This is a genomic window from Sutterella seckii, from assembly GCF_009183815.1.
Classification (GTDB): Bacteria; Pseudomonadota; Gammaproteobacteria; order Burkholderiales; family Burkholderiaceae_F; genus Sutterella; species Sutterella seckii.
In genome coordinates this window covers 48,636-68,104 of sequence record NZ_WEHX01000003.1, presented here as the reverse complement: position 1 = coordinate 68,104, position 19,469 = coordinate 48,636, and the positions used below count along the sequence as shown (strand labels likewise).

Here is a 19,469-nt window from a genome sequence, read left to right as displayed (position 1 = left end):
ATTGCGGATCTGGATGTGCTCGCTTCGCCGCTTCACTTTCTCGGACGCCGCTGGCACTGGGAAACGCTGCTCCTGAAAACCGGGAGTGAAAGCATCTCCGACGCCCGGGAAAGCGCCCGCGAAGCGCTCTCGAGCCGGAAGCCCGACGAGACGATTGAGAGCGTGGTCAGGCTCACGGCCGCCTCGGACCGTCCCTTCACGCTCTCGCGTCCGGCTGAGCTTTATTCGTAATTGAGCGCTTCAGCGTAGTAGCCCGGGGGGTGCTTCTTTGCCGGGTCATATTGACGACTGATGACGTAGAGAATGTACGTACCGCTTTTGGTCTTTTGACGACTGATTTTGCCGGCAGCAACCGGAACTGGGACGGTGTACTTGAAGAACATTTGCGGGCTTCTTTCGAGAGTATCGTAATACTCTCGATTATAAAGAAAAAGCGCACGAAGCGCAAGTCATTTTTGTGGTTATTTCAGGCAACCGTTGCCGTTTTTAAGCTACCTCTGGGTAGGGAGTAGAAAAACGCTGGAAGTTGACGCCCGGATAAGGGAGCAAGATCGCCTTCTGCACGAGCGCGGAGAACAGCATCAGTTCCTGAGCTTCTACAGCACGGAAGCCGGCATTGCCTTCGCCCAGGTGCTCATCGACAAAAAGTCCAATGAAATTCCTGCTGCTCTCAAGTTCGCGCAATTGCTTGACTTGCAGGGAACTATCGTCACGGGAGATGCGATGCACTGCCAACGTAAGTTCGTGACGATGCTGATGAACGAAGCGAGGGCTGATTATTGTCTTGCCGTGAAGCAAAACCAAGGGAAGCTATGCAAGGAGATTGAGCTTTGCTTTTCGCAGACACCGGTGGAGCATCACCATGAAACCAAAGAAGTTGGACACGGTCGTAAAGAACGGCGCCTCATTGAGGTGCTCCCCGGAGAGCTTCTGCCGAAAGAGCTTCTCAAGGTTTGGCTCGGGCTGAAAGAGGGGTGTATCGTGCGGCAGACAAGTTGGCGGACGGAGATTCGAGCCGGCGGTAAAGAAGAGGAGACTACGGAGAAGGTTCGCTATTTCATCCTTGAGCCCAACTGAGCCCGAGATTGCAAAGCAACTTCTACGTGCAGTTCGAAATCATTGGCAGATCGAAAACCACCTCCACTACATTCTGGATGTGGATTTTGGGCAGGATCGCTCTCAGATGAAGAACACCAACTTAATCGAGAACATCGCTCAGATCAACAAGTTGGCTATGGCCATTCTGGAACTGATTCGTCGTCTGAAAAACCGCGAACAGAGAAGTGCTCGAGTCATCTCCTTCAATGAGATTCGCCGCGGCGTTCAGAATGATCCCGTGCAAGCCATTGAGTATGTCGAGACCTTCCTGCTCCACAGCACCGTTGGGAAAAGGAATCACGAAGCGGAGCCGCTCACCACGACGGGAGCGTTCTGATAGAGGATCTCGTCCCGAATTGAGCCTCATGGGCGCAAGGGGGGCGGTTTAGTGAAAATTCACGAATCCGCCCTACCTACGTGTCGCCCGACTGTGCGGGCGCCATGGCCTACCTCCAGTACTCGTTCGAAACGAATTCGAGCGCCGGCCTTGAGGGCAATGCGGACGCCGAACGCTCGTCACGATCGACCGCGGACCGCTGCAGTCGATCGTGATGGCCGACACCATCATGCGCTCGAGCACGGCCGACCCGCGTCTCGGAGACGCCTACTCGGTCGGCTTCGGCGCCAACTACAAGATCGGCGACGTCACGCCCTACCTCGGCTTCCAGCTCGGCCGCAATGAAACGGTCTGGAGCTGGGTGGGGGCGTCAAGCTTCCTCTCGGGTAGCTACCTCGCGAAGCACAACGTCAGCGGGGTCGTCGGGCAGTTTGACGGCTGGAGCACCACGGTCGGGGCGCTCTTTGAAAATATGCCCGGAACGCCCGGCGCCAACATTCAGGCCGCAGTCTTCTACGGCAAGGCCGGCGGCGAAATCTTCAACGCCGACAAGGCGACGGAAAAAGCCGCATTCGAAGAGGATCTCGAAAAATACGGCTTCATCGCGATGTACATCTTTCCGCTCAGCAAGAAGGCGCTCGTCTATGCGGGCGACGCCTACACGGCGGAAAGGATGGAGCGAAGCGACGCCGGCATCGATCACGACACCTGGCATACTGCCGCCGGCATGGCGCTCGCCTTCTGAAGAAAGCCTCCAGACGCTGGACATTGCTTCAGAGCCCGTACGGATCAGGCCCGTACGGGCTTTTTTTCATTCTGCTTTCCTATCCGCCTATACCAAGGTATAGCCGCACGTTTTCAGAGATCCTTCAGAATTACTTCCATCACGGATGCGGATTTGACCTCTCCGTAAGCGGATCCGGAAGACGCCGGGTACGGCAGCTTCCATCAACCTTCAAAGGAAAACACAATGTCCGAACTGAATCTCGCTCGCCGCAGCCTCCTCAAGACCGGCGCTGCCATGGCCGCCACTCTGATGGCGAGCGCTGCCGCCAATGCCGGCATTCCTGCTGCTCAGGTGAAGAAGTTTGACGCCGAGTACGACGTCGTCATCATCGGCTCCGGCTTCGCCGGCATGGCCTGCGCCCTCAAGGCTGCCCGCGGCGGCAAGAAGGTTCTCATGATTGAGAAGATGCCGGTCGTCGGCGGCAACTCCGCCATCTGCGGCGGCAACGTCGCCTGCCCGGTCAACCCCGTGCAGAAAGCCCAGGGCATCAAGGACAGCAAGGAGCTCTTCATTGAAGACTGCCTGAAGGACGGTCTCGGCCTCAACTACACGAACCTCCTCGGCGTCATCGCCGACCGCTGCAACGACACGATCAAGTTCGTTGAGGAAACCGGCGCTGAATTCGTTCCCAACAAGATGCTGTTCGAAGCCGGCCACTCGGTTCCGCGCTCCTATGAGATTAAGGCCGGTACGGGCTCTGGCTACATCCACCCGATGTACGAAGCCATCAAGAAGGAAAAGAACGTCACGGTTCTTACCCGCGCCAAGTTCGACGACTTCGTGATGGACGGCGACGCTGTTGTCGGCATCACCTACCGCGAAGGCTATCGCTTCAACCAGAAGCTCCAGTCCGACGACCTCGAGAACAAAACCGGCAAGCAGAAGGTTGTCCGCGCCAAGCTCGGCGTCATGCTCGCCGCCGGCGGCTTCTCCCGCGACATCTGGTTCCGTCAGGTCCAGGATCCGCGCGTTGTTCCGACCACGGACTCCACGAACCAGCCTGGCGCCACGGCCGGCGTTCTCGTGAAGGCCCTCGGCATCGGCGCTGCTCCGGTTCAGCTCTGCTGGCTGCAGTTCCTCCCCTACACCAACCCGCGTGAAAAAGGCTTCGGCGTTTCCGTCAACTTCACGAACCACGCCTGCATGGACTACGGCATCGTCGTCGACCGCAAGACGGGCCTGCGCTTCATGGACGAACACGCCGGCCGCAAGATCAAGTCCGACGCCCTCTTCAAGGTCATCGGCGCTGATGAAAACTACCCGATCGCCATCGCCGACGATGCGATCGTCAAGTCGATCAACCCGAACTTCGTCAAGCTCCCGCTCGAAATGGGCACGGTGAAGAAGTTCAACACGCTCGACGAGCTCGCCGACTACTTCAAAATCAACAAGAAGCCGTTCCTTGAACAGGTTGCCCGCTACAACGAGTTCATCAAGAAAGGCGAGGATCCGGAATTCCACCGCAACCTCAAGTTCAGCAACGGTCTTGATGTTTCGAAGGCTCCGTTCTACGGCATTGAAGTCGCTCCGAAGATCCACCACACGATGGGCGGCGTCATGATCAACGAAAAGGCTCAGGTCATTTCCGCGACGACGCACCAGCCGATCAAGGGCCTCTTCGCCGGCGGCGAAGTGACGGGCGGCGTGCACGGCGCCTCGCGCCTCGGCACGGTGGCCGTGATCGATGCTCTCACCTTCGGCATGATCGCCGGTGAAGAGTTCGCCAAGATGTAATTGAGCCCTTCCTTTGAAGTCCTGCCCGGAGAGCTGAGCACTCTCCGCTTCTCCGGGTAGTTGCTCTTCAGAAGTACCGGCTGAATCACCTTGCGAGCCGAGGCCCTTCCCGGGCGCCCGGTTTTCTTATTCCCTGACGAAACCCTCGGTTCGTTAGCGAAACTCCTTAAAAATCATTTTGTTCGGAAGAACTCCTGCCAGGGATCTGCGCTTCAAGGCCGCTTTCCCCGATTTCCGAACGACCTTCCCATCAGGCCCCAGAATGTTCCGCTCTCTCTTTACTGCCGTTGCCGCCACGGCCATCCTGCTCGGCAGCGCCGCTTCCGTCCAGGCGGGTGAAAAGCTCGCCGAACAGCACATCAAAGCCGGCCTTCAGTGCCAGACCTGCCACGGTCAGGACATGAAGAATCCCGAGATGCCGACGATCGAAACCTGCACGGGCTGCCATAACACCAAGCAGCTCGTCGCGAAGACGAAGAACGTCAAGCCCACCAATCCGCACGTCTCGCCACACTACGGCGACACGCTCGAATGCACGAACTGCCACCTGATGCATCAGGAAAGCGAAAACTACTGCAATCAGTGCCACGAATTCAACTTCAAGGTGAAGTAACCCGCGCAAAACCCAATCTCTTCTTCTCTCCTTTCTCTTGCTCCCGCCGGCGCGAACCGCTTCGGCGTTTTTTTTTCGCATTCTTTCCATTAACCTGGAGCCGCGGAAAAGCACTCAGTCAGACTTCATTCAACCGTCAAAAGACGTCCCGAAACAAGGCCTGCTTCTGCCCGAGGCGTATAGTTGCGCTCTTTACCCTCAATATTCTGCCTGCCTTCCGTCATGGCTCTTCCCACAGCTCCCGTCCGCCGTCCCATCGACCTACGCGCCTTTGTCATCTGCGTCCTCCTTTCCATGACCTGGGGCATGCAGCAGACTGCCATCAAGGCAGCCGGCACGGACATCAGTCCGATGCTGCAGGTCGGACTGCGCTCCGCAGCGGCGGCGATTCTGCTCCTCATCGCCAACCGCTTCTTCCTTCATGAGAAATGGAACTGGAACGTCAGGTTCCGCGACGTAGCTCTGGTGGGGCTCGGCTTTGTGGGCGAATTCTTCTTCGTTGCCGAAGGCCTCCGCTTCACGACGGCGTCCCACATGTCGGTGCTCCTCTATACGGCGCCTTTCTTTGCGGCGGTAGGGCTCTCCATCCGCCTTCCCGAGGAGCGCCTTTCCCTCATTCAGTGGGCGGGACTCTTTGTTGCCTTTGCGGGCATCGTGACGGCCTTCTTCGTGCCGGCATTCCTCGCGGGAACCTCAGCCGGGAGCGACCTCTGGATCCTCGGCGACTTTCTCGGCCTCCTCTCGGGCGTGTCCTGGGGCCTCACCACCGTCTTCCTGAGAGCGACGACGATGAACAACGCCGCCCCCACGCAGATGCTCTTCTCCCAGCTCATCTTCGCGGCTGCGACACTCACGCCCATTGCGCTTCTCACCGGCCAGTCGACCTTCATCGGGACGCCCGTCGCCTGGGCGAGCCTGCTCTTTCAGATCTTCATCGTCTCCTTTGCGTCCTACCTGGTCTGGTGCCAGATGCTCAAGGTCTATCTCGCGGCGCGCCTCGGCGTCCTCGTCTTCATGACGCCCTTCTTCGGCGTTCTCTTTTCCGTTCTTCTTCTCGGCGAATCAATCGGGCCGGCATTCATCGCAGGGTCGCTCCTGATGCTCGCCGGCCTTCTCATGGTGCAGGTGCGGCACCTGCCGCGCCTCGGGAAGCACTAACCTCAAAGCCACCAGACCCGGCTCCAGGGCGAGAGGATTTCCTCCGCTTCCACCGCATCCCGTGCGACCGCAACAAGCGCCCGGCCGTCGCCGTCCCTGAGATCGCGGGCAAGGAGTTCCTTCGCCCAGGGTTCATTCGCGCACTCGTACCAGAGGATGACTGGACGGCCGAGACCGAGCGCATAGTCGACCTCAATGAGGGTGCTCGAGCCCGAAGCCGCCGCCATGACGAGCGTTCCGGTGCCGAGCGCGGCAACGATGCGGTTCCTGCGCTTGAGGGACCTCATCCGCTCATTTGGGTCGAAGCGCCGGCCTTCGGCCTGCGGCACTTCGGAAAGCGCGAGCCCTGTCGAGACGATTTCCTCATAGAGCTTTGCGTTCTCAGGGGGCCAGGGGAAGGAGAGCGGCGTGCCGAGCACAGCCGCAGTGCGGCCGCGCCGGGATTCATTCGTCCACGCGGCAAGCGCCCCTTCGTGGGCGGCGCGGTCGATCCCGGCAGCAAGCCCCGAAACAATGACGGCGCCTCGTGCAGCGAGATCAGACGCAATGAAGGAAGCGGCTTCGCACCGCTCAGCCGCTGCGTTTCTTGATCCCACGATCGAAACAAGAAGCTGCCGGTCGAGGAGCGTCAGGTCTCCCAGAGCACAGAGCACCTTCGGCGGATCCGCGAGGGCGTCGAGCGCCTGCGGATAGTCTTCCGACCCGCGCGTGAGAACGCGCGCCCCCTGAGGGAAGGTGAGCGAGAGCTCTTTTCTGAGCTCCGCGACGCCCAGACCCGATCCGGCTTCGCGCTCCAGTGCATAAAGCGCCTGAAAATCCTCCCGGCTCAGTGACGGCATGTTTCGATTCCTCCGAAAAAAGAACTAACGGTTCGGGCAGAAATGCCCACTGCGGATAAGCGGGTTTATACGCATTTTCAAGGAAGAGAAGTAATGCATTCCTCAAAAAAACTCATTGTTAAGGGATGGTTTCTCTTTTGCAGGCATCAAAGTCTCTTCAATTTCCGATTCAGTAATACCCATAAAGAGATAGCAACGTCGTCTCACTTCTCGTCATCCTTTTTTTTTCAGGTTAACATTCTGCCGAAGGTTGAGTCCTACGGGATTCATACTCCATTGGGCGCTGTGCTCATTTCAGGCGCAGTCCCGCACCTTAAAAGGAAAGAAAAAATGAAGAAGATTCTGGTTGCCGCTGCCGTCATGGCCTGCTTCGGAACTGCCGGTGCCGCTGAAGACATCAATGTCGACATCGCGGTTATCGGCGCGGGCGGCGCCGGCCTTTCGGCTGCTGTTCAGGCCAACGAACTCGGCGCCAAGGTTGTCGTCATTGAAAAGATGGCGATGGTCGGCGGCAACACCGTCCGCGCCGCTGGCGGCCTGAACGCCACGGAAACGGCTCTGCAGAAGGCTAAGGGCACGAAGGACTCCGTCGAAATCATGTATTTCGACACGATGAAGGGCGGCCACTGGCTCAACGACCCGGCGCTCGTGCGCACGCTCGCCGAGAAGTCCGCCTCCTCCGTTGACTGGCTCCTCGCCCACGGCGGCGATTTTCGCGACGTCGGCCTGATGGCCGGCGCCACCTTCCCGCGCACGCACCGTCCGACCGGCGGCGCGCTCGTCGGCCCGGAAGTTGTCCGCACCCTCTACACGGCTGCCAAGGCTGAGAAGATCGACATCCGCACCAACACCCAGGCCACCAAGATCCTCACGGACAAGACCGGCCGCGTGACAGGCATCCAGGTGAAGGATAAGAACGGCACCTACACGATTCACTCTAAGGCGGTCGTGAACGCTGCCGGCGGCTTCGGCGCCAACAACGAACTCGTTTCGAAGTATGTGCCGCGCCTCAAGGGCTTTGCCACGACGAACCATCCGGGCGCCACGGGCGATGGTCTCCTCCTTGCCGAGAAGATCGGCGCCAACCTGATCCAGATGGACCAGATTCAGACGCACCCGACCGTTGTGCCTAAGGTTGGCGAAATGATCACCGAAGCCGTCCGCGGCAACGGCGCCATCCTCGTCAATAAGGAAGGCAAGCGCTTCTTCAACGAACTTCAGACGCGCGACGCGGTTTCCGCCGCCATCCTGAAGCAGAAGGACGGCATCGCCTACCTCTTCTTCGACTCCGACATGCAGAAGTCCCTCAAGGCGACGAACGGCTACATCAAGCAGCCCTATTGCCTCACGGGCGCTACGCTCGACGAGATCGCCGGCAAGATGGGCGTTCCCGCTGCTGACCTCAAGGCCACGATGGACGCCTGGAAGGCCGGCAAGGCTGCCAACAAGGATGCCTTCGGCCGCGCCGACATGCCGCGCAACCTCGACAAGGGCCCCTTCTACGCGATCGCCGTTACCCCGGCTGTCCACCACACGATGGGCGGCATCAAGATTGACCCGCTCACCCAGGTCTACAACGTGAAGGGCCAGGTTATTCCGGGCTTCTTCGCTGCCGGTGAAGTCACGGGCGGCGTCCATGGCGGCAACCGCCTCGGCGGCAACGCTCAGGCCGACATCGTGACCTTCGGCCGCATCGCCGGCCAGCAGGCCTTCATCTTCGCCCGTCAGCTCGACGCTCAGAAGAAGTAATGACTGCCCGGCGGGAATTGCCTTCCCTCGCATGAAGAGGATGCACGGCCTCTGAAAGCTCAAGAAAGCAAAGCCCGCACGGTCGCTTGCGATCACAAAAGCCCGCGAGTTCATTTCGGAACCGCGGGCTTTTCATTTCCGTCGATTGCAGAGCGACTGCGCTAGACTCCTCAGACATCCCGCGCGGAGACGACTGGCCGCGCATTGAGAAATTCAAAAGGAATCCCCCATGCTCGACATTGTGATCACCGGCGCAGAGCTGGAGCACGATCTGCTCCTCGACCTCACGCATGAAGTGCACCCCGCACGCACGCTTTATCGTCCGTCCGAACCGTCGCTTCGTCTTGAGGATGTCCCCGACGATGCCGACCTCACGCACCTTGAGGCGGAAGCCGCCCGGCACAATGCCGACTTCTTCGTCCTTCCGGCAGGACTCAGCATCAAGTCCTTCAAGGCATTCTTCTTCGACATGGACAGCACCCTGATCGAAAACGAATGCATCGACGACATGGCCTTTGCCGCAGGCTGCCTCGACGAAGTGCGCCAGATGACGAAGGAGGCCATGGAAGGAAAATGGCCCTTTGCGGAGAACCTTCAGCGCCGCGTGAAGCTCCTCGCGGGCGCGCCGGTGAGCGTCGTCGACCATTCAGTGGAAGCCGCGCGCTTCTCCGTCGGCGCGGAAGTCCTCATGAAGTTTGCGCGCCGCAACGGCCTCGCGCTCTACGTCGTTTCCGGCGGCTTCACGCTCATCACGCGCCCCATTGCCAAAAAGCTCGGCATGACGGGGGCCGTGAGCAACGAGCTCGTCATTGAAAACGGGCTTCTCACCGGCGACGTTGTGGGCCCTGCCGGCGGCAGAATCCTTGACGCCAGGGGCAAGCGCCGCGCGGTTGAAGTGCTCTCGCAGCTCCACGGCGCTTCCCTGAGTGAAGTCCTCTGCTGCGGCGACGGCGCAAACGACGTTGAAATGATCCGTTCGGCCGGCCTTGGCGTCGCCTTCCATGCGAAGCCCGTCGTGCAGCAGCTTGCGCGCTACCGCATCAATCATTCGGGACTTGACGCCATCATGCTCTTCTTCCGCGAATCCTGGAGGGATGCGCTTCCCTTCGCTTAATTTGCCGGGGCATTCAGGCGTTCCATTCGGCGGATATGATTCGGGCGGGAGATCTCTTCACGAAGTCTTCCGCCCGTCTTCATCAGAGCGTGACGCTCTTGATCAGCTTTTCGGCCCTGGCCCGCAGATCCTCGATTTCCTTCGAATAGCGCTTCAGCTTGCGGACGGCTTCCTCAGCCTCCTCAACGCCGCTCTCGCGACCAGGAAGCGGAATCAGAAGATTATCGAGATCTTCGGAGCGCACCTGCGGCACCGCCGTATTGCTCGACATGCGCTCATACCGTCCGCGGATCGGCGCGCACTGAAGGCAGCGCAGGATGTATGCAGGAGACTCTACCGGGCTGTCCGCACGCAGCCTCAGAATCACGAAGAGCTGGCCGGCCACCCAGCGCTCCTTCTTCGGGACGGCGTCGACGAGCGCAATTGAACCGATGCGTCCGCGCTGCGTAAAGATGATGTCGCCCGGCATGATTGCCTGCTTCTCAAGGCGGCGCGCCTGCGTATGATCCTCCGGATCAATCCTGATGCGCTTCCGCGGACGGCGCAGAATTCCGCACTCATTGATGTCGTTCGGGATCGCTTCGTACACGACGTCCTTCTCGTCCGCCGAGTCGCAGTCCGGTCCCACGGAATGGCAGCGGATGATGTGGACGAACGTGGAAAGCGGACGCGAGCCCCGCTCCTCAAGGAGGCGGTCGATGACCTCGTCTCCCGGCGTTTCCACGCGGCTTGTCGTCAAGAGAATGCAGCGGTCGTTGAGAAGCGTGAGGTTCGTCGTCCTCACGACGTTGACCCCCTCAGCATCCATCCCCCGCATGGCAAGCGAAATGTTCCTGCGGAAATCGTCGGGCCAGGGACGCCGCGTATAGCGAAGCCTCGGCACTGAGATGAGATCCACCACGCCGCTTTCAAACCCCTGCTTCTCGCAGAGCAGAAGTCCGAGCGTTTCAACGCCGGCCTCCACGCCCGTCGCCGAAGGGAAGGAGAAAACGCGCGTGAGGCGTCCCGACCTCAGATACATGGTCTTGAGCTTCTCATCCTCGCCCTGCATTCGATAGAGCATGCCGCCCGAAACAACCGCAGCGACCCGCGACGGATTTTTGATGAGCGCGTCGGCGTAGTTGAGTTCGTCGATCGTATATTTACCGACCGGCGGATGGTCCCCCTCGGTATTGGGTTCGGGAATAGTGACGACAGGCCCATCAAGCGTCGAGAGATCAATGGCGCCGGGCTTGAGGACTGCTGCGCCGGCATCCAGCCCATAGGCCTTCAGCACGGTGAAGAGGAGCGCAAGGTGCTCGGAAATCGTCGCAAAGCGGACGGCACGGCCCGAAAGGAGACTCCGGGCGCCGGAGAGGAAGGAGCGCTCCTCACCCACGATCCAGTAGGGCGCCTGAGGCGTCTCTTCCAGAAGCCATTCGGCAATCTCGTCGACGAGTTCCGGACGGAGCGAAAATCTTTTGATGTAGCTTCGTTCATTAAGGCGCAGGAAGGCTTCCAGCGTTTTCGCCGGATTCTTCACGAGATCCCTTGGAAGCCGCCAGGAAATTTCCGCATCAGGAACCGCAATCGACCAGACAAACTGCTTCAGTTCCGGGACGGCGCTGCAGGCGAGGCTGCTGAATTCCGTCGTCCCGCGGAAAGTAATTTCGGGAGCCTCGCCGTTCCTTGCACGAACATAGAGAATTGCCGTCAAAACGAGCTGAACTTCGGGGTCAAGCCGCGTCTGCTTGGATAAAGTCTGCCAATAGATTTCTGCCGCACCAGCTTTTTTGATTACCATGTTCCGCTCTTCGCTCTTTATGACCGGGAGAAATGCTTCCGGCGCCGGGGAGCACGATTTGCTCCTCTCCGGACTGCCGGACGAACCATCACTAGGGTTAATCCTCCCTACCCTGAGTGATCGAAATAATACTAAATAGCTTCCTCTAACGATAGTACCGGAAAAAAGTATCCGAAGGCCTTCCCAGGCGCATTAGCCGAGGCGAAGCCGCATCTGAATATGGTCGATGCCGCATTCGTCGAAAACGGCGCCTTCCGCCTTGAAGCCGTACTTCTCGTAAAACCCGCGGGCGTGGACCTGCGCATGGAGCGTCACCTCCCTGAGGCCGCTCGCGCGTGCGCATTCGAGCACTGCTTCGAGGAGCTTCGCGCCGACGCCTCGTCCCCGGAAAGGCTTCAGAACGGCTAGGCGCCCGATCCGGCCGTCAGGCGTCAATCGCGCCGTACCGACAACCATATGGCGCGAATCCCGCGCAACAAAATGCGTGCTCACAGGATCGAGCGCGTCGATCTCCTCTTCCTTCGGCACTTTCTGCTCGGCCACGAAAACCATGAGCCGCACGGCCGATGCCGGATGCTCAAGCGTCTTCCAGGAGCCTTTTTCGATTGAAATATCCATGGACTGCTCTCAAATTTGAAAAAACGGACGGGCGGGCGCGATTGAATTGAAGCCGGTCCGCCCGGCGAAAGAAAAGAATCTCTGATCAGAGCGTCTTCAGCAGATTCGCAAGTCTTTCCGCATGATCCTTCGCTCTTGCTTCAACCTTAGCGAGATCCTCATCCGTGCTCACGCCCGGAATGAAGAGCATTCCGGCGGAGTAGACCGGCTCGGCATTCTTCATGGAACAGTAGGTCGCCGTCGAGAAAAGCGGCGCGAGAAGATCCTTCACGGTGTAGCCGAGCGCTGCGTCGCGCCGATAGGCATCGTCCGGAGCGCCCAACGTAAGCGAGAAGACGGCAGTCTTTCCCTTGAGTGCTGTCCCGCCCGTGCCATAGGCAAACCCGTGCGTGAGAACCTCATCGAACCATTCCTTGAGAAGCGCCGGAACGGAGAACCAGTAAAAGGGATAGTCGAACACCACGATATCCGCTTCTCTCAGAAGCTTCTGCTCCTCGGGAACATTGAAGCCGTTTTCGCCTCTGGCTCCGGCGAGTGCATGCACTTTGACGGAAGGAAGAAGCCTCGCGAGCTCAGCAAGAATCGCCCGGTTGGCAAACGACCCCTTGAAGTTGGGATGACCGTTGATGACGAGAATCTTTTTCATAAGGACACCTCTCAATTCATGTTTCCCCAAAAAGAATTCCCGGCGGTTTGAAGTGCCGGGAATGTCTTTCAGGGAAAGCTTTCGGGAGGCGGAACTTTTGTCAAAAAGTTCCGCCCGGAATCCAGCTTACTGCTTGGAAAAATCCTTCCCGGCGGCCTGAGCCTTCTTCAGGTCGCCCGCGAGCGCGAAGGTCAGCTTCTCGGGATCGCAGAAGCGGCGCAGAGCCTTGTTGACGTCTTCAACCGTCAGCTTCATCACGGCCTCTTCGGTAGCCTTCGAGAACTGCCAGGTCTTGCCGAGCTCAAGGTTGTTGACCCAGTTGGAGGCAATGAGGCCGTCCTGCGCGCGATTGACCGCACGGGACTGAATGATGCCGCGCTTCGCCTCGGCGAGCTCTTCCTCCGTGATGCCGTCGCGATAGGCGCGGGCGAGCTCATCGCGAAGCGACTTTTCGGCCTGAGCGAGGTTCTGGGGCGCCACGATGGCGCCGACCGACCACTTCGCGCGGTTGCCGAAGGAAGGCAGCGTAATGCCCGAACCCGCGCCGTAGGAAAGGCCTTCCTTCTGGCGCAGACGGTTGACGATGCGGTTGGAGAGCCCGTCCGAGCCGCCGATGATCCAGTCGGCGGTAATAAGCGCCGGCATGTCGCTGTCGGTAAGGGACGCAGGCAGGTCGACGCGCGCGAAGAGCATCGCGTTTTCCTTGTCGGGCGTATCGATCACGAAGCGCGCAGGTCCGACGGGACGGTATTCAGCAACGACGCGCTCGAAGGGAACCTCGGCCGACTTCTGGTCGACGATGTCCGCTTCAAGCTCCTTCGCCACGGCCTGCGGATCGAAGTCGCCCACAACGGCGATGTAGCCCTTCCCGAGACCGAAGACGCGGTCGTAGTAGCCCTTCACGTCGGCGAGCGTCACTTTTTCAAGGTCTGCCGTCACTTCGGTGGACAGCTGCACGTGGCGCGCATCGCCCTCGGGATACGTATTGAAGTGGGCCGTAAGGGCGTCGCGACCCTTCGTCGCCGGTTCGTCAGAACGCGCCTTCATGCCGGCGATCGTCTGCTGGCGGAGCGTTTCGAATTCCTTTTCCGGATAGGTCGACTCGGTAAAGAGCTTGCCGACGAGCTTAAGCGCGTCGCCCAGGTGCTCGCGGTCGGTCGTGAAGCTGAAGGGCGAGCCTTCCATCTTGAGATTCGTGAAGGCGTCCTCAATCTCCTCGCGCGTCATCGTCTTCGTGCCGCGCGTGATCATGGAGGATGCGAGCATCGGCACGGCGCTCCGAGCGAGCTCCTTGTTGTTGCCGACATTGAAGCGCATCTTCACCACGACGGTTTCGCCGCGGGTCTTCTTCGGCAGAAGCGCAACCTTCACGCCCTTCATGTCGACGATCTGCGTGCGCGCATCAATGTTGTCCTGCGAGGGGTCGAAAGCCTCAACCTCGGCTCCCTTTTCGGAGAACTTGTAGCGGCTGATGAGTTCCTCGGCCGTGGGCGCAGGTCCGATGTCGGCGCGCTTCGGATCATCGGTCGGAACGAAAAGTCCCACGACGCGGTTGTCGCGCACGAAGTACTTCGCGGCGGCTTTGTTGATGTCCTCTGCCGTAACGGCCTTCACCTGTTCGCGGTCGGCGAAGAAGAGCCTCCAGTCGCCCAGAGCGATGTAGTCGGAAATGTCGACGCCGAATTCCTCAGGATCCGCGAGCGTGCGCTCGAACATCGTCTCCTGATCGGCCTTCTGGCGGCCGAGCTCCTCGGCGGTGACGCCGGCTTCGCGGAAGGCATTTTCAATAAGCTCGACGAGCTTCGTCTTCACAGCCTGGATGTCGCCTTCCTTCTTCACCATGGCGCCGAACATTACGAAGCCCGGCTTCTGAGCCGCGACCGGCCAGCCGAAGACCTGGGAGGCCATGCCGGTTTCAACGAGAGCCTTGTAGAGCCGTCCGCTCGGCGCATCGGCGAGAATGTCCGCCGCCATAGCGGTGGGTTCATAGTCGTCGGAGAGCGCCGACGGAATGCGGTAGCCGACGGCGACGAGCTGCGACTCGCCCTTTCTGCGGATGTAGAACTCGCGTTCGCCGTCCGCCTGAGGCTCAACGGTCCATTCCTTCGGAAGAACGCGTTCGGGCTTCGGGATGGGTCCGAAGAATTCATTGATCCAGCCGAGGACCGTCTTCACGTCGAACTTGCCCGACACGGTGAGAACGGCGTTGTCCGGCTGATAGTAGAGGTGGTAGAAGGCCTGCAGATTGGCGATCTCAACGTTTTCAATGTCGCTTCTCGCGCCGATCGTCGAGCGGCCGTAGCTCTGCCAGTCGAACATCACGCTCTGCATGCGCTTCATCATCACGGAAATGGGCTTGTTTTCGCCCATTTCGTATTCGTTTCTCACCACCGTCATTTCGGTGTCGAGATCCTTCTGCGCGATGAAGGAATTGACCATGGCGTCGGCCTGCCAGCCGAGCGCCCATTTCATGTTGTCGTCCGTGGCCGTGAAGCTCACGAAGTAGTTCGTGCGGTCGAGCCAGGTCGAACCGTTCATGCGGAAGCCCCGGCGGGTGAATTCCGCGGTCGGATTGGGATAGTTCTTCGACCCCTTGAACATCAGGTGCTCAAGGAGGTGCGCCATGCCGGTTTCGCCGTAGTTTTCCTGCCGCGAGCCGACAAGGTAGGTCATGTTGACCGTGGCCGTGGGCTTGGCGGCATCCGGATAAAGCACCACCCTCAGGCCGTTGGCGAGGCGGTACTCCGTAATGCCCTCAACCGTGACGTAAGGCGTCGGGAGTTCATTCATTTTGTTCTTGTCCTCTTGGGCGAGCGCGCTCGCGCTCCCTGCCGCCGCGGATGCGAAAAGCGCGGCGCACAGAATATTTCTGAAAATCTGCATCTTCGAACCTTATTCAGAGAGATGCGCAAACCTTAGCTGAGGAGAATATTCTCCTCCAGCCATTTCGGTGCCGAGATGTTACCAACAGCCTGCGCATCAAGCGACACACTGATGCACATCCGAACTGGCGGCAGCGCGCTCAGGCATAGGCGCTTTGGGCTATCCTTAGCGGCCTTGATTTCCTAAAAAATCGCTCAATGCACCCGAAGGTCCTTTTCAGGGCGCATCGAGCCCGCAAGCATGAAATTTCTGTTCGACATCTTCCCCGTCATCCTCTTCTTTGCCGCCTTCAAGGGCGCGGAGCACTTCCCCGCTGAAGCGATCGACCTCGCGGGAAGCCTGATCGGAGACGGCGTGACCGCAACCACCGCCCCGGTATTTCTCGCCACCGTCACCGCCATCGTCGCGACCTTCCTGCAGATCGGCTGGCTGAAGCTGAAGGGCCGCAGGATCGAACCGATGCTCTGGATCAGTCTTGCCGTCATCGTCGTCTTCGGCGGACTGACCCTCTGGCTCAAGAATGAAATGTTCATCAAGTGGAAGCCCACGATTCTTTACTGGATCTTCAGCGGCATTCTCCTTTTCGGAAGCTTCACGGGCCGCAACTTCATCCGCACGCTCATGAAGAACGCCATCGACATGCCAGATGCCGCCTGGGGAAAGCTCCAGTGGATGTGGATCGGCTTCTTCATCGTGGTCGGCATCCTCAACCTCATCGTCGCCTATTCCTTCCCGACTGAAATCTGGGTCGACTTCAAGCTCTTCGGCCTAATCGGGTTGACATTGATTTTTACAATTGCCGCTGCGGTGTGGATGACAAGACAAGCATCCGAACGGCAGAATTGACCGAAAATTTCTCCGGCTACTCCTCTGGCGCGAGCGCCCCTCCGGCGCATCCTGCACAGCAGAGTCCTTTCAAGTACTCAAATTCAAAAGCTATGGATAAGAAAGTAATTGCTCTCGGCGCTGCCGCTCTTCTCATCGCCGGAGCCGCCAACGCGGAACTCAAGGCCTTCAAGGTGAACGGCGAAACCGTCACCGTTGCTGAGCAGAAGGCCATTTACGACCGTGCCGTTCAGGCCGGCCAGCCCGCGGGCGAAGGTCTCGAGCGTCAGGTGAAGAACCTTCTCATCCAGCAGACGGTTCTCCTTCAGGAAGCCAACAAGGCGAAGATCGCCAACAAGCCCGACGTGAAGCGCGCCATTGAAAATTCCCGCGATCAGATCCTCATCCAGGGTCTCGCTCAGGACTGGGCTCAGAAGAACCCGGTTTCTGAAGCCGACCTCAAGAAGGCCTATGATCAGGACAAGGCGCCTACGGCGACACGGAATATCAGGTCCGCCACATCCTCGTGAAGACCGAGGACCAGGCGAAGAACCTGATTTCGCGCCTCAACAAGGGCGCCGACTTCGGCAAGCTCGCTCAGGAGTTCTCTGAAGATACCGGCAACAAGGGCCAGGGCGGCCTCCTCGGCTGGGTTGTTCCGCGCTCCTTCGTTCCGGCCTTCGGCGCTTCCTTCACCGCCCTGAAGCCCGGCGAAATCGCCCAGTCTCCGATCCGCACGCAGTTCGGCTTCCATGTCGTGAAGCTTGAGGCGAAGCGCAAGGCCGAGCTCTATCCCTCCTACGAGAGCCAGAAGCCGGTGATCCGCAATGCGCTCGCCAACCAGAAGGTGCAGATGCACTTCCAAGATCTCATCAAGAAGGCCAACGTTCAGTAATCGAACGCTCTTCTGAGCATCCGGCAAAAACGCCTGGGACGCTTTCCGTCTTCAGGCGTTTTTTCTTGATTGGAGCGTTCCCGGATCCTCGAAAAGAAAAAACGGACGATGTTCATTCACCGTCCGTTTTTTCTTGAGTGCCTTTCGCAGGGAAATAAGCAGAAGCGCTCTGCGTCCCGCGCGTTATTTTTTGCTGCTCTCTTCGCTCAGCTTCTTCAGGCTTTCGAGGCTATCGAGCACATCCTCAACGGAAAGCTTCTTCGCGCGCTCAAGGTCCGCCGCTGAAAGCTTGTGTCCGAGAATGCGGGCATCGGCCGCGGCATTTCTTTCCGCCTCAAAATTCTTCACGGGCTTTGAAGCGGCTTCGTAAAGCACATAGGCGGCAACCGGATTCTTTTCAATGCCTTCGCCGTCGCGCAGAAGATTGGCGAGCGCAACGTAGGCAGCCGGGAAGCCGCCCTTCGAGGAAAGGTAGTACCACTTGGCGGCTTCCTTCTCGTCGATTTCCACGCCGTTCCCAGTAGCGAAGTAGTCGCCGAGGTTCTTGTATGCAATGATGGAGCCGTTCTTCGCGGCTTCACGGTCCCAGATCAGCGCCTGACGAGGATCCATCTTCACGCCGATGCCGTTGCGGTAGGCGTGAGAGAGCGCGATCTGGCACTTTTCGTTCCCGAGATAGGCGCCCTTTTCCCACCAGATGGTGGCTTCCAGCGGTGCCGCCTTCTGACCGAGCCCGTTGCGGAGCATGTCGCCGATGTAGTACATCGCGTCGCCGTTGTCCTTCGCCGCCTCCTTCTTAAAGGTGCGCATCGCATCGGCGTACTTTTCGTTCTGGATCTGAGCGACGCCGTCGGCAACGCTTGCCGAAGCCGGCGCGGCGCTGAGGGTCATGAGCCCGGCACCCATCACGGCGCCGAGGGCTGTCCGAAGGAAAAGCGACTTGATCATCAGGGGTCTCCAAAGAATATTCGCGCTTGGGGGAAGTCATGAGCAAACTGAAAGCTCATGCACTCCTGTCCGTTATAAAGAAGAACTTTAGCCGTCAATCCTTAAGCGAAGCTCAAGCCTTCGGAAGTTCCTTCACCCGGCCGCTGCGGGCGAGTTCCGAAAGGGTCTCCTCGATGAAGGAGTCGTCCTCAAACGTTGAGAACCACTCGGCAAGGGGCCCCGCAGGCTTCTTGCCGTCCGCCCGCGCACTCTGCAGGAGCCCGTTTCTCGGATCCACGAGGAGCGCGAAGACCGCATCGCGAAGCGTCTTTTCCTTCGGATCGCAGAGAAGCGCCCAGGCAGTCAGATGCCTTCTTTCATTTTCGAGAATAGGCGCGCAGTAGTCGTATTCGGAAAGCCGGATGAGGATGCGCTCGATCGCCTGAGGATAGCTGTCGACAGCCCGCGCAAGATCCTCTTCCGCCACGATGGGGCGTCCCGCCTCGCGCGCGAGCGTGAGTTCCTTCAGAAGCGCAACGCCCGTGAGGAAGTCGTTTCCGAGCATGTAGGTGTCGGCAAAGCGCCCGGAGGTGAGCTGCGGAATGGCGGCCGTCACCGCGGCGCCTGCGAAAACAAGGATCCAGGCGATGTAGAGCCAGAGGAGAAAGACGGGGAACGCCACGAAGGCCCCGTAGATCGAGGAAAGCGTGCCGGCAGTGATGTAGATCTCAAACCCTTCCTTCACGATCTGCCCCGTGATCGCGACGAAGAGCCCGCCGATCAGCGCATGCGCAAAAGGCACCTTGCAGTTGGGAACGAGCTTGAAGAGCACCGCATACGCAAAGGTCTGGAGAAAGATCTGAAAGAAGACGAAAACCCAGCCGGGGAGGCTCACCTCGGTTGAGCCCGCAGCGATGCGGATCGCCTGAGTTGTGAGCGTGATCGAAAGCGCAATGCCGACGGGCCCGAGCGTGAGGAGCGCCCAGTAGATCATCGCGCGCTGCGTCCAGGGGCGCATGCGGCGGACCTTGAAGATCCGGTTTACCGTCACGAAGAACTTGTCGATCATGAGGAGCGCCGTGAGGGACAAGCCTGCAAGACCAAAGGCCCCGAGCCCTGAAGCATGATCGCTGAAGAGCTTCAGGTACTTCATGATCACTTCGCTGTACTGAATCGGCAGGAAGCTGTTGAAAACGGCGTCCTCAAGCGCCTTTCGCGTATCCGCGAAGCTCGGGAAGGCCGCAAAGACGGCGAGCGACACCGCGAGGAGCGGCACGAGCGACAAAAGCGTCGTCAGCGTCATCGAGGAGGCAACCTCCTGAAGATGGGCTTCCCGCATGCGCGCCACGGCAAAGCTCATGAGAGAGCGCAGGGTTTCGAAGAGACGATGACTGCGGACGGCTTCAATGAATAACGACTTCTGCATGGACGCGGATCCTTCGGGGTGATGCCTAAATTATGAA

21 protein-coding genes are annotated in these 19,469 nt (G+C 59.3%); 13 read left to right on the top strand and 8 right to left on the bottom strand.

The genetic code is table 11. The features are described from left to right. Window positions 1–15 precede the first annotated feature (15 nt). Window positions 16–231, top strand: a complete 216-nt coding sequence (locus tag GBM95_RS01390; protein ID WP_152157454.1) for a hypothetical protein — start codon at window positions 16–18, stop codon at window positions 229–231. On the opposite strand, the gene GBM95_RS12245 is transcribed toward GBM95_RS01390, so the two are convergent. Further along, window positions 222–383, bottom strand: coding sequence for a hypothetical protein (locus tag GBM95_RS12245; RefSeq protein ID WP_193222534.1), 162 nt, complete (start codon window positions 381–383; stop codon window positions 222–224). The two genes, GBM95_RS01390 and GBM95_RS12245, sit on opposite strands and share 10 nt — an antisense overlap. A gap of 94 nt (window positions 384–477) precedes the next feature. Between GBM95_RS12245 and GBM95_RS01385 the strand changes: the two genes are divergently transcribed. The 7 genes from GBM95_RS01385 (at window position 478) to GBM95_RS01360 (ending at window position 5,727) form a co-directional block, all read left to right on the top strand. Next, complete coding sequence (locus GBM95_RS01385) at window positions 478–1,077, top strand: ISAs1 family transposase (protein ID WP_152157453.1); 600 nt, start codon at window positions 478–480, stop codon at window positions 1,075–1,077. Window positions 1,078–1,183: 106 nt separating this feature from the next. Next, entirely contained in the window at window positions 1,184–1,435 is a 252-nt protein-coding gene (locus GBM95_RS01380; protein WP_152157452.1) for a hypothetical protein, read from the top strand. An 80-nt stretch (window positions 1,436–1,515) separates the two neighbouring features. After that, window positions 1,516–1,650: a hypothetical protein gene (locus GBM95_RS12905; RefSeq protein WP_264298058.1), complete on the top strand. Its 135-nt coding sequence runs from the start codon at window positions 1,516–1,518 to the stop codon at window positions 1,648–1,650. Continuing rightward, a complete protein-coding gene (locus GBM95_RS01375; RefSeq protein ID WP_152157451.1) occupies window positions 1,650–2,180 on the top strand; it encodes a hypothetical protein in 531 nt (176 codons plus the stop codon). Before GBM95_RS12905 ends, GBM95_RS01375 begins: the two co-directional genes overlap by 1 nt. A gap of 225 nt (window positions 2,181–2,405) precedes the next feature. Then, window positions 2,406–3,956, top strand: a complete 1,551-nt coding sequence (locus GBM95_RS01370) for an FAD-dependent oxidoreductase (protein WP_152157450.1) — start codon at window positions 2,406–2,408, stop codon at window positions 3,954–3,956. Window positions 3,957–4,218: 262 nt separating this feature from the next. Then, window positions 4,219–4,569 carry a cytochrome c3 family protein gene (locus tag GBM95_RS01365; protein WP_152157449.1) on the top strand — a complete coding sequence of 117 codons (351 nt, stop codon included), beginning with the start codon at window positions 4,219–4,221 and terminating at the stop codon, window positions 4,567–4,569. A 222-nt stretch (window positions 4,570–4,791) separates the two neighbouring features. Next, complete coding sequence (locus GBM95_RS01360) at window positions 4,792–5,727, top strand: DMT family transporter (RefSeq protein WP_152157448.1); 936 nt, start codon at window positions 4,792–4,794, stop codon at window positions 5,725–5,727. A 2-nt stretch (window positions 5,728–5,729) separates the two neighbouring features. Here the strand turns inward: GBM95_RS01360 and GBM95_RS01355 are convergent, their stop codons facing one another. Next, window positions 5,730–6,566 carry a DNA-processing protein DprA gene (locus tag GBM95_RS01355; protein ID WP_152157447.1) on the bottom strand — a complete coding sequence of 279 codons (837 nt, stop codon included), beginning with the start codon at window positions 6,564–6,566 and terminating at the stop codon, window positions 5,730–5,732. 330 nt (window positions 6,567–6,896) lie between these two features. On the opposite strand from GBM95_RS01355, the gene GBM95_RS01350 reads away from it, so the two are divergent. Together GBM95_RS01350 and serB are read left to right on the top strand one after the other, a co-directional pair. After that, window positions 6,897–8,315 (top strand): flavocytochrome c, encoded by a 1,419-nt coding sequence (locus GBM95_RS01350; RefSeq protein WP_152157446.1) that lies wholly within the window; start codon window positions 6,897–6,899, stop codon window positions 8,313–8,315. 229 nt (window positions 8,316–8,544) lie between these two features. After that, entirely contained in the window at window positions 8,545–9,429 is an 885-nt protein-coding gene (serB, locus tag GBM95_RS01345; RefSeq protein WP_152157445.1) for a phosphoserine phosphatase SerB, read from the top strand. A gap of 82 nt (window positions 9,430–9,511) precedes the next feature. On the opposite strand, the gene GBM95_RS01340 is transcribed toward serB, so the two are convergent. From GBM95_RS01340 to GBM95_RS01325, 4 genes are all read right to left on the bottom strand, one after another. After that, a complete protein-coding gene (locus GBM95_RS01340; RefSeq protein ID WP_152157444.1) occupies window positions 9,512–11,212 on the bottom strand; it encodes a restriction endonuclease subunit S domain-containing protein in 1,701 nt (566 codons plus the stop codon). 192 nt (window positions 11,213–11,404) lie between these two features. Continuing rightward, on the bottom strand, window positions 11,405–11,830 hold the full coding sequence (locus tag GBM95_RS01335; protein ID WP_152157443.1) for a GNAT family N-acetyltransferase: 426 nt from the start codon (window positions 11,828–11,830) through the stop codon (window positions 11,405–11,407). A gap of 85 nt (window positions 11,831–11,915) precedes the next feature. Next, window positions 11,916–12,476, bottom strand: coding sequence for an NAD(P)H-dependent oxidoreductase (locus tag GBM95_RS01330; protein ID WP_152157442.1), 561 nt, complete (start codon window positions 12,474–12,476; stop codon window positions 11,916–11,918). 126 nt (window positions 12,477–12,602) lie between these two features. Continuing rightward, window positions 12,603–15,359 (bottom strand): M16 family metallopeptidase, encoded by a 2,757-nt coding sequence (locus GBM95_RS01325; protein ID WP_152157441.1) that lies wholly within the window; start codon window positions 15,357–15,359, stop codon window positions 12,603–12,605. Window positions 15,360–15,599: 240 nt separating this feature from the next. Here GBM95_RS01325 and GBM95_RS01320 point away from each other — a divergent pair, with 240 nt between their 5' ends. The 3 genes from GBM95_RS01320 (at window position 15,600) to GBM95_RS12495 (ending at window position 17,079) form a co-directional block, all read left to right on the top strand. Beyond that, on the top strand, window positions 15,600–16,205 hold the full coding sequence (locus GBM95_RS01320) for a septation protein A (protein ID WP_152157440.1): 606 nt from the start codon (window positions 15,600–15,602) through the stop codon (window positions 16,203–16,205). Between the two features lie 92 nt (window positions 16,206–16,297). Beyond that, window positions 16,298–16,714: a SurA N-terminal domain-containing protein gene (locus GBM95_RS12500; RefSeq protein WP_226963106.1), complete on the top strand. Its 417-nt coding sequence runs from the start codon at window positions 16,298–16,300 to the stop codon at window positions 16,712–16,714. Next, entirely contained in the window at window positions 16,711–17,079 is a 369-nt protein-coding gene (locus GBM95_RS12495; protein ID WP_264298057.1) for a peptidylprolyl isomerase, read from the top strand. Before GBM95_RS12500 ends, GBM95_RS12495 begins: the two co-directional genes overlap by 4 nt. Window positions 17,080–17,262: 183 nt before the next feature. Here GBM95_RS12495 and GBM95_RS01310 read toward each other — a convergent pair whose 3' ends face one another. Together GBM95_RS01310 and GBM95_RS01305 are read right to left on the bottom strand one after the other, a co-directional pair. Then, window positions 17,263–18,027, bottom strand: coding sequence for a tetratricopeptide repeat protein (locus GBM95_RS01310; protein ID WP_226963105.1), 765 nt, complete (start codon window positions 18,025–18,027; stop codon window positions 17,263–17,265). Window positions 18,028–18,139: 112 nt separating this feature from the next. Further along, window positions 18,140–19,432 (bottom strand): YihY family inner membrane protein, encoded by a 1,293-nt coding sequence (locus GBM95_RS01305; protein ID WP_152157439.1) that lies wholly within the window; start codon window positions 19,430–19,432, stop codon window positions 18,140–18,142. Window positions 19,433–19,469: the final 37 nt, after the last annotated feature.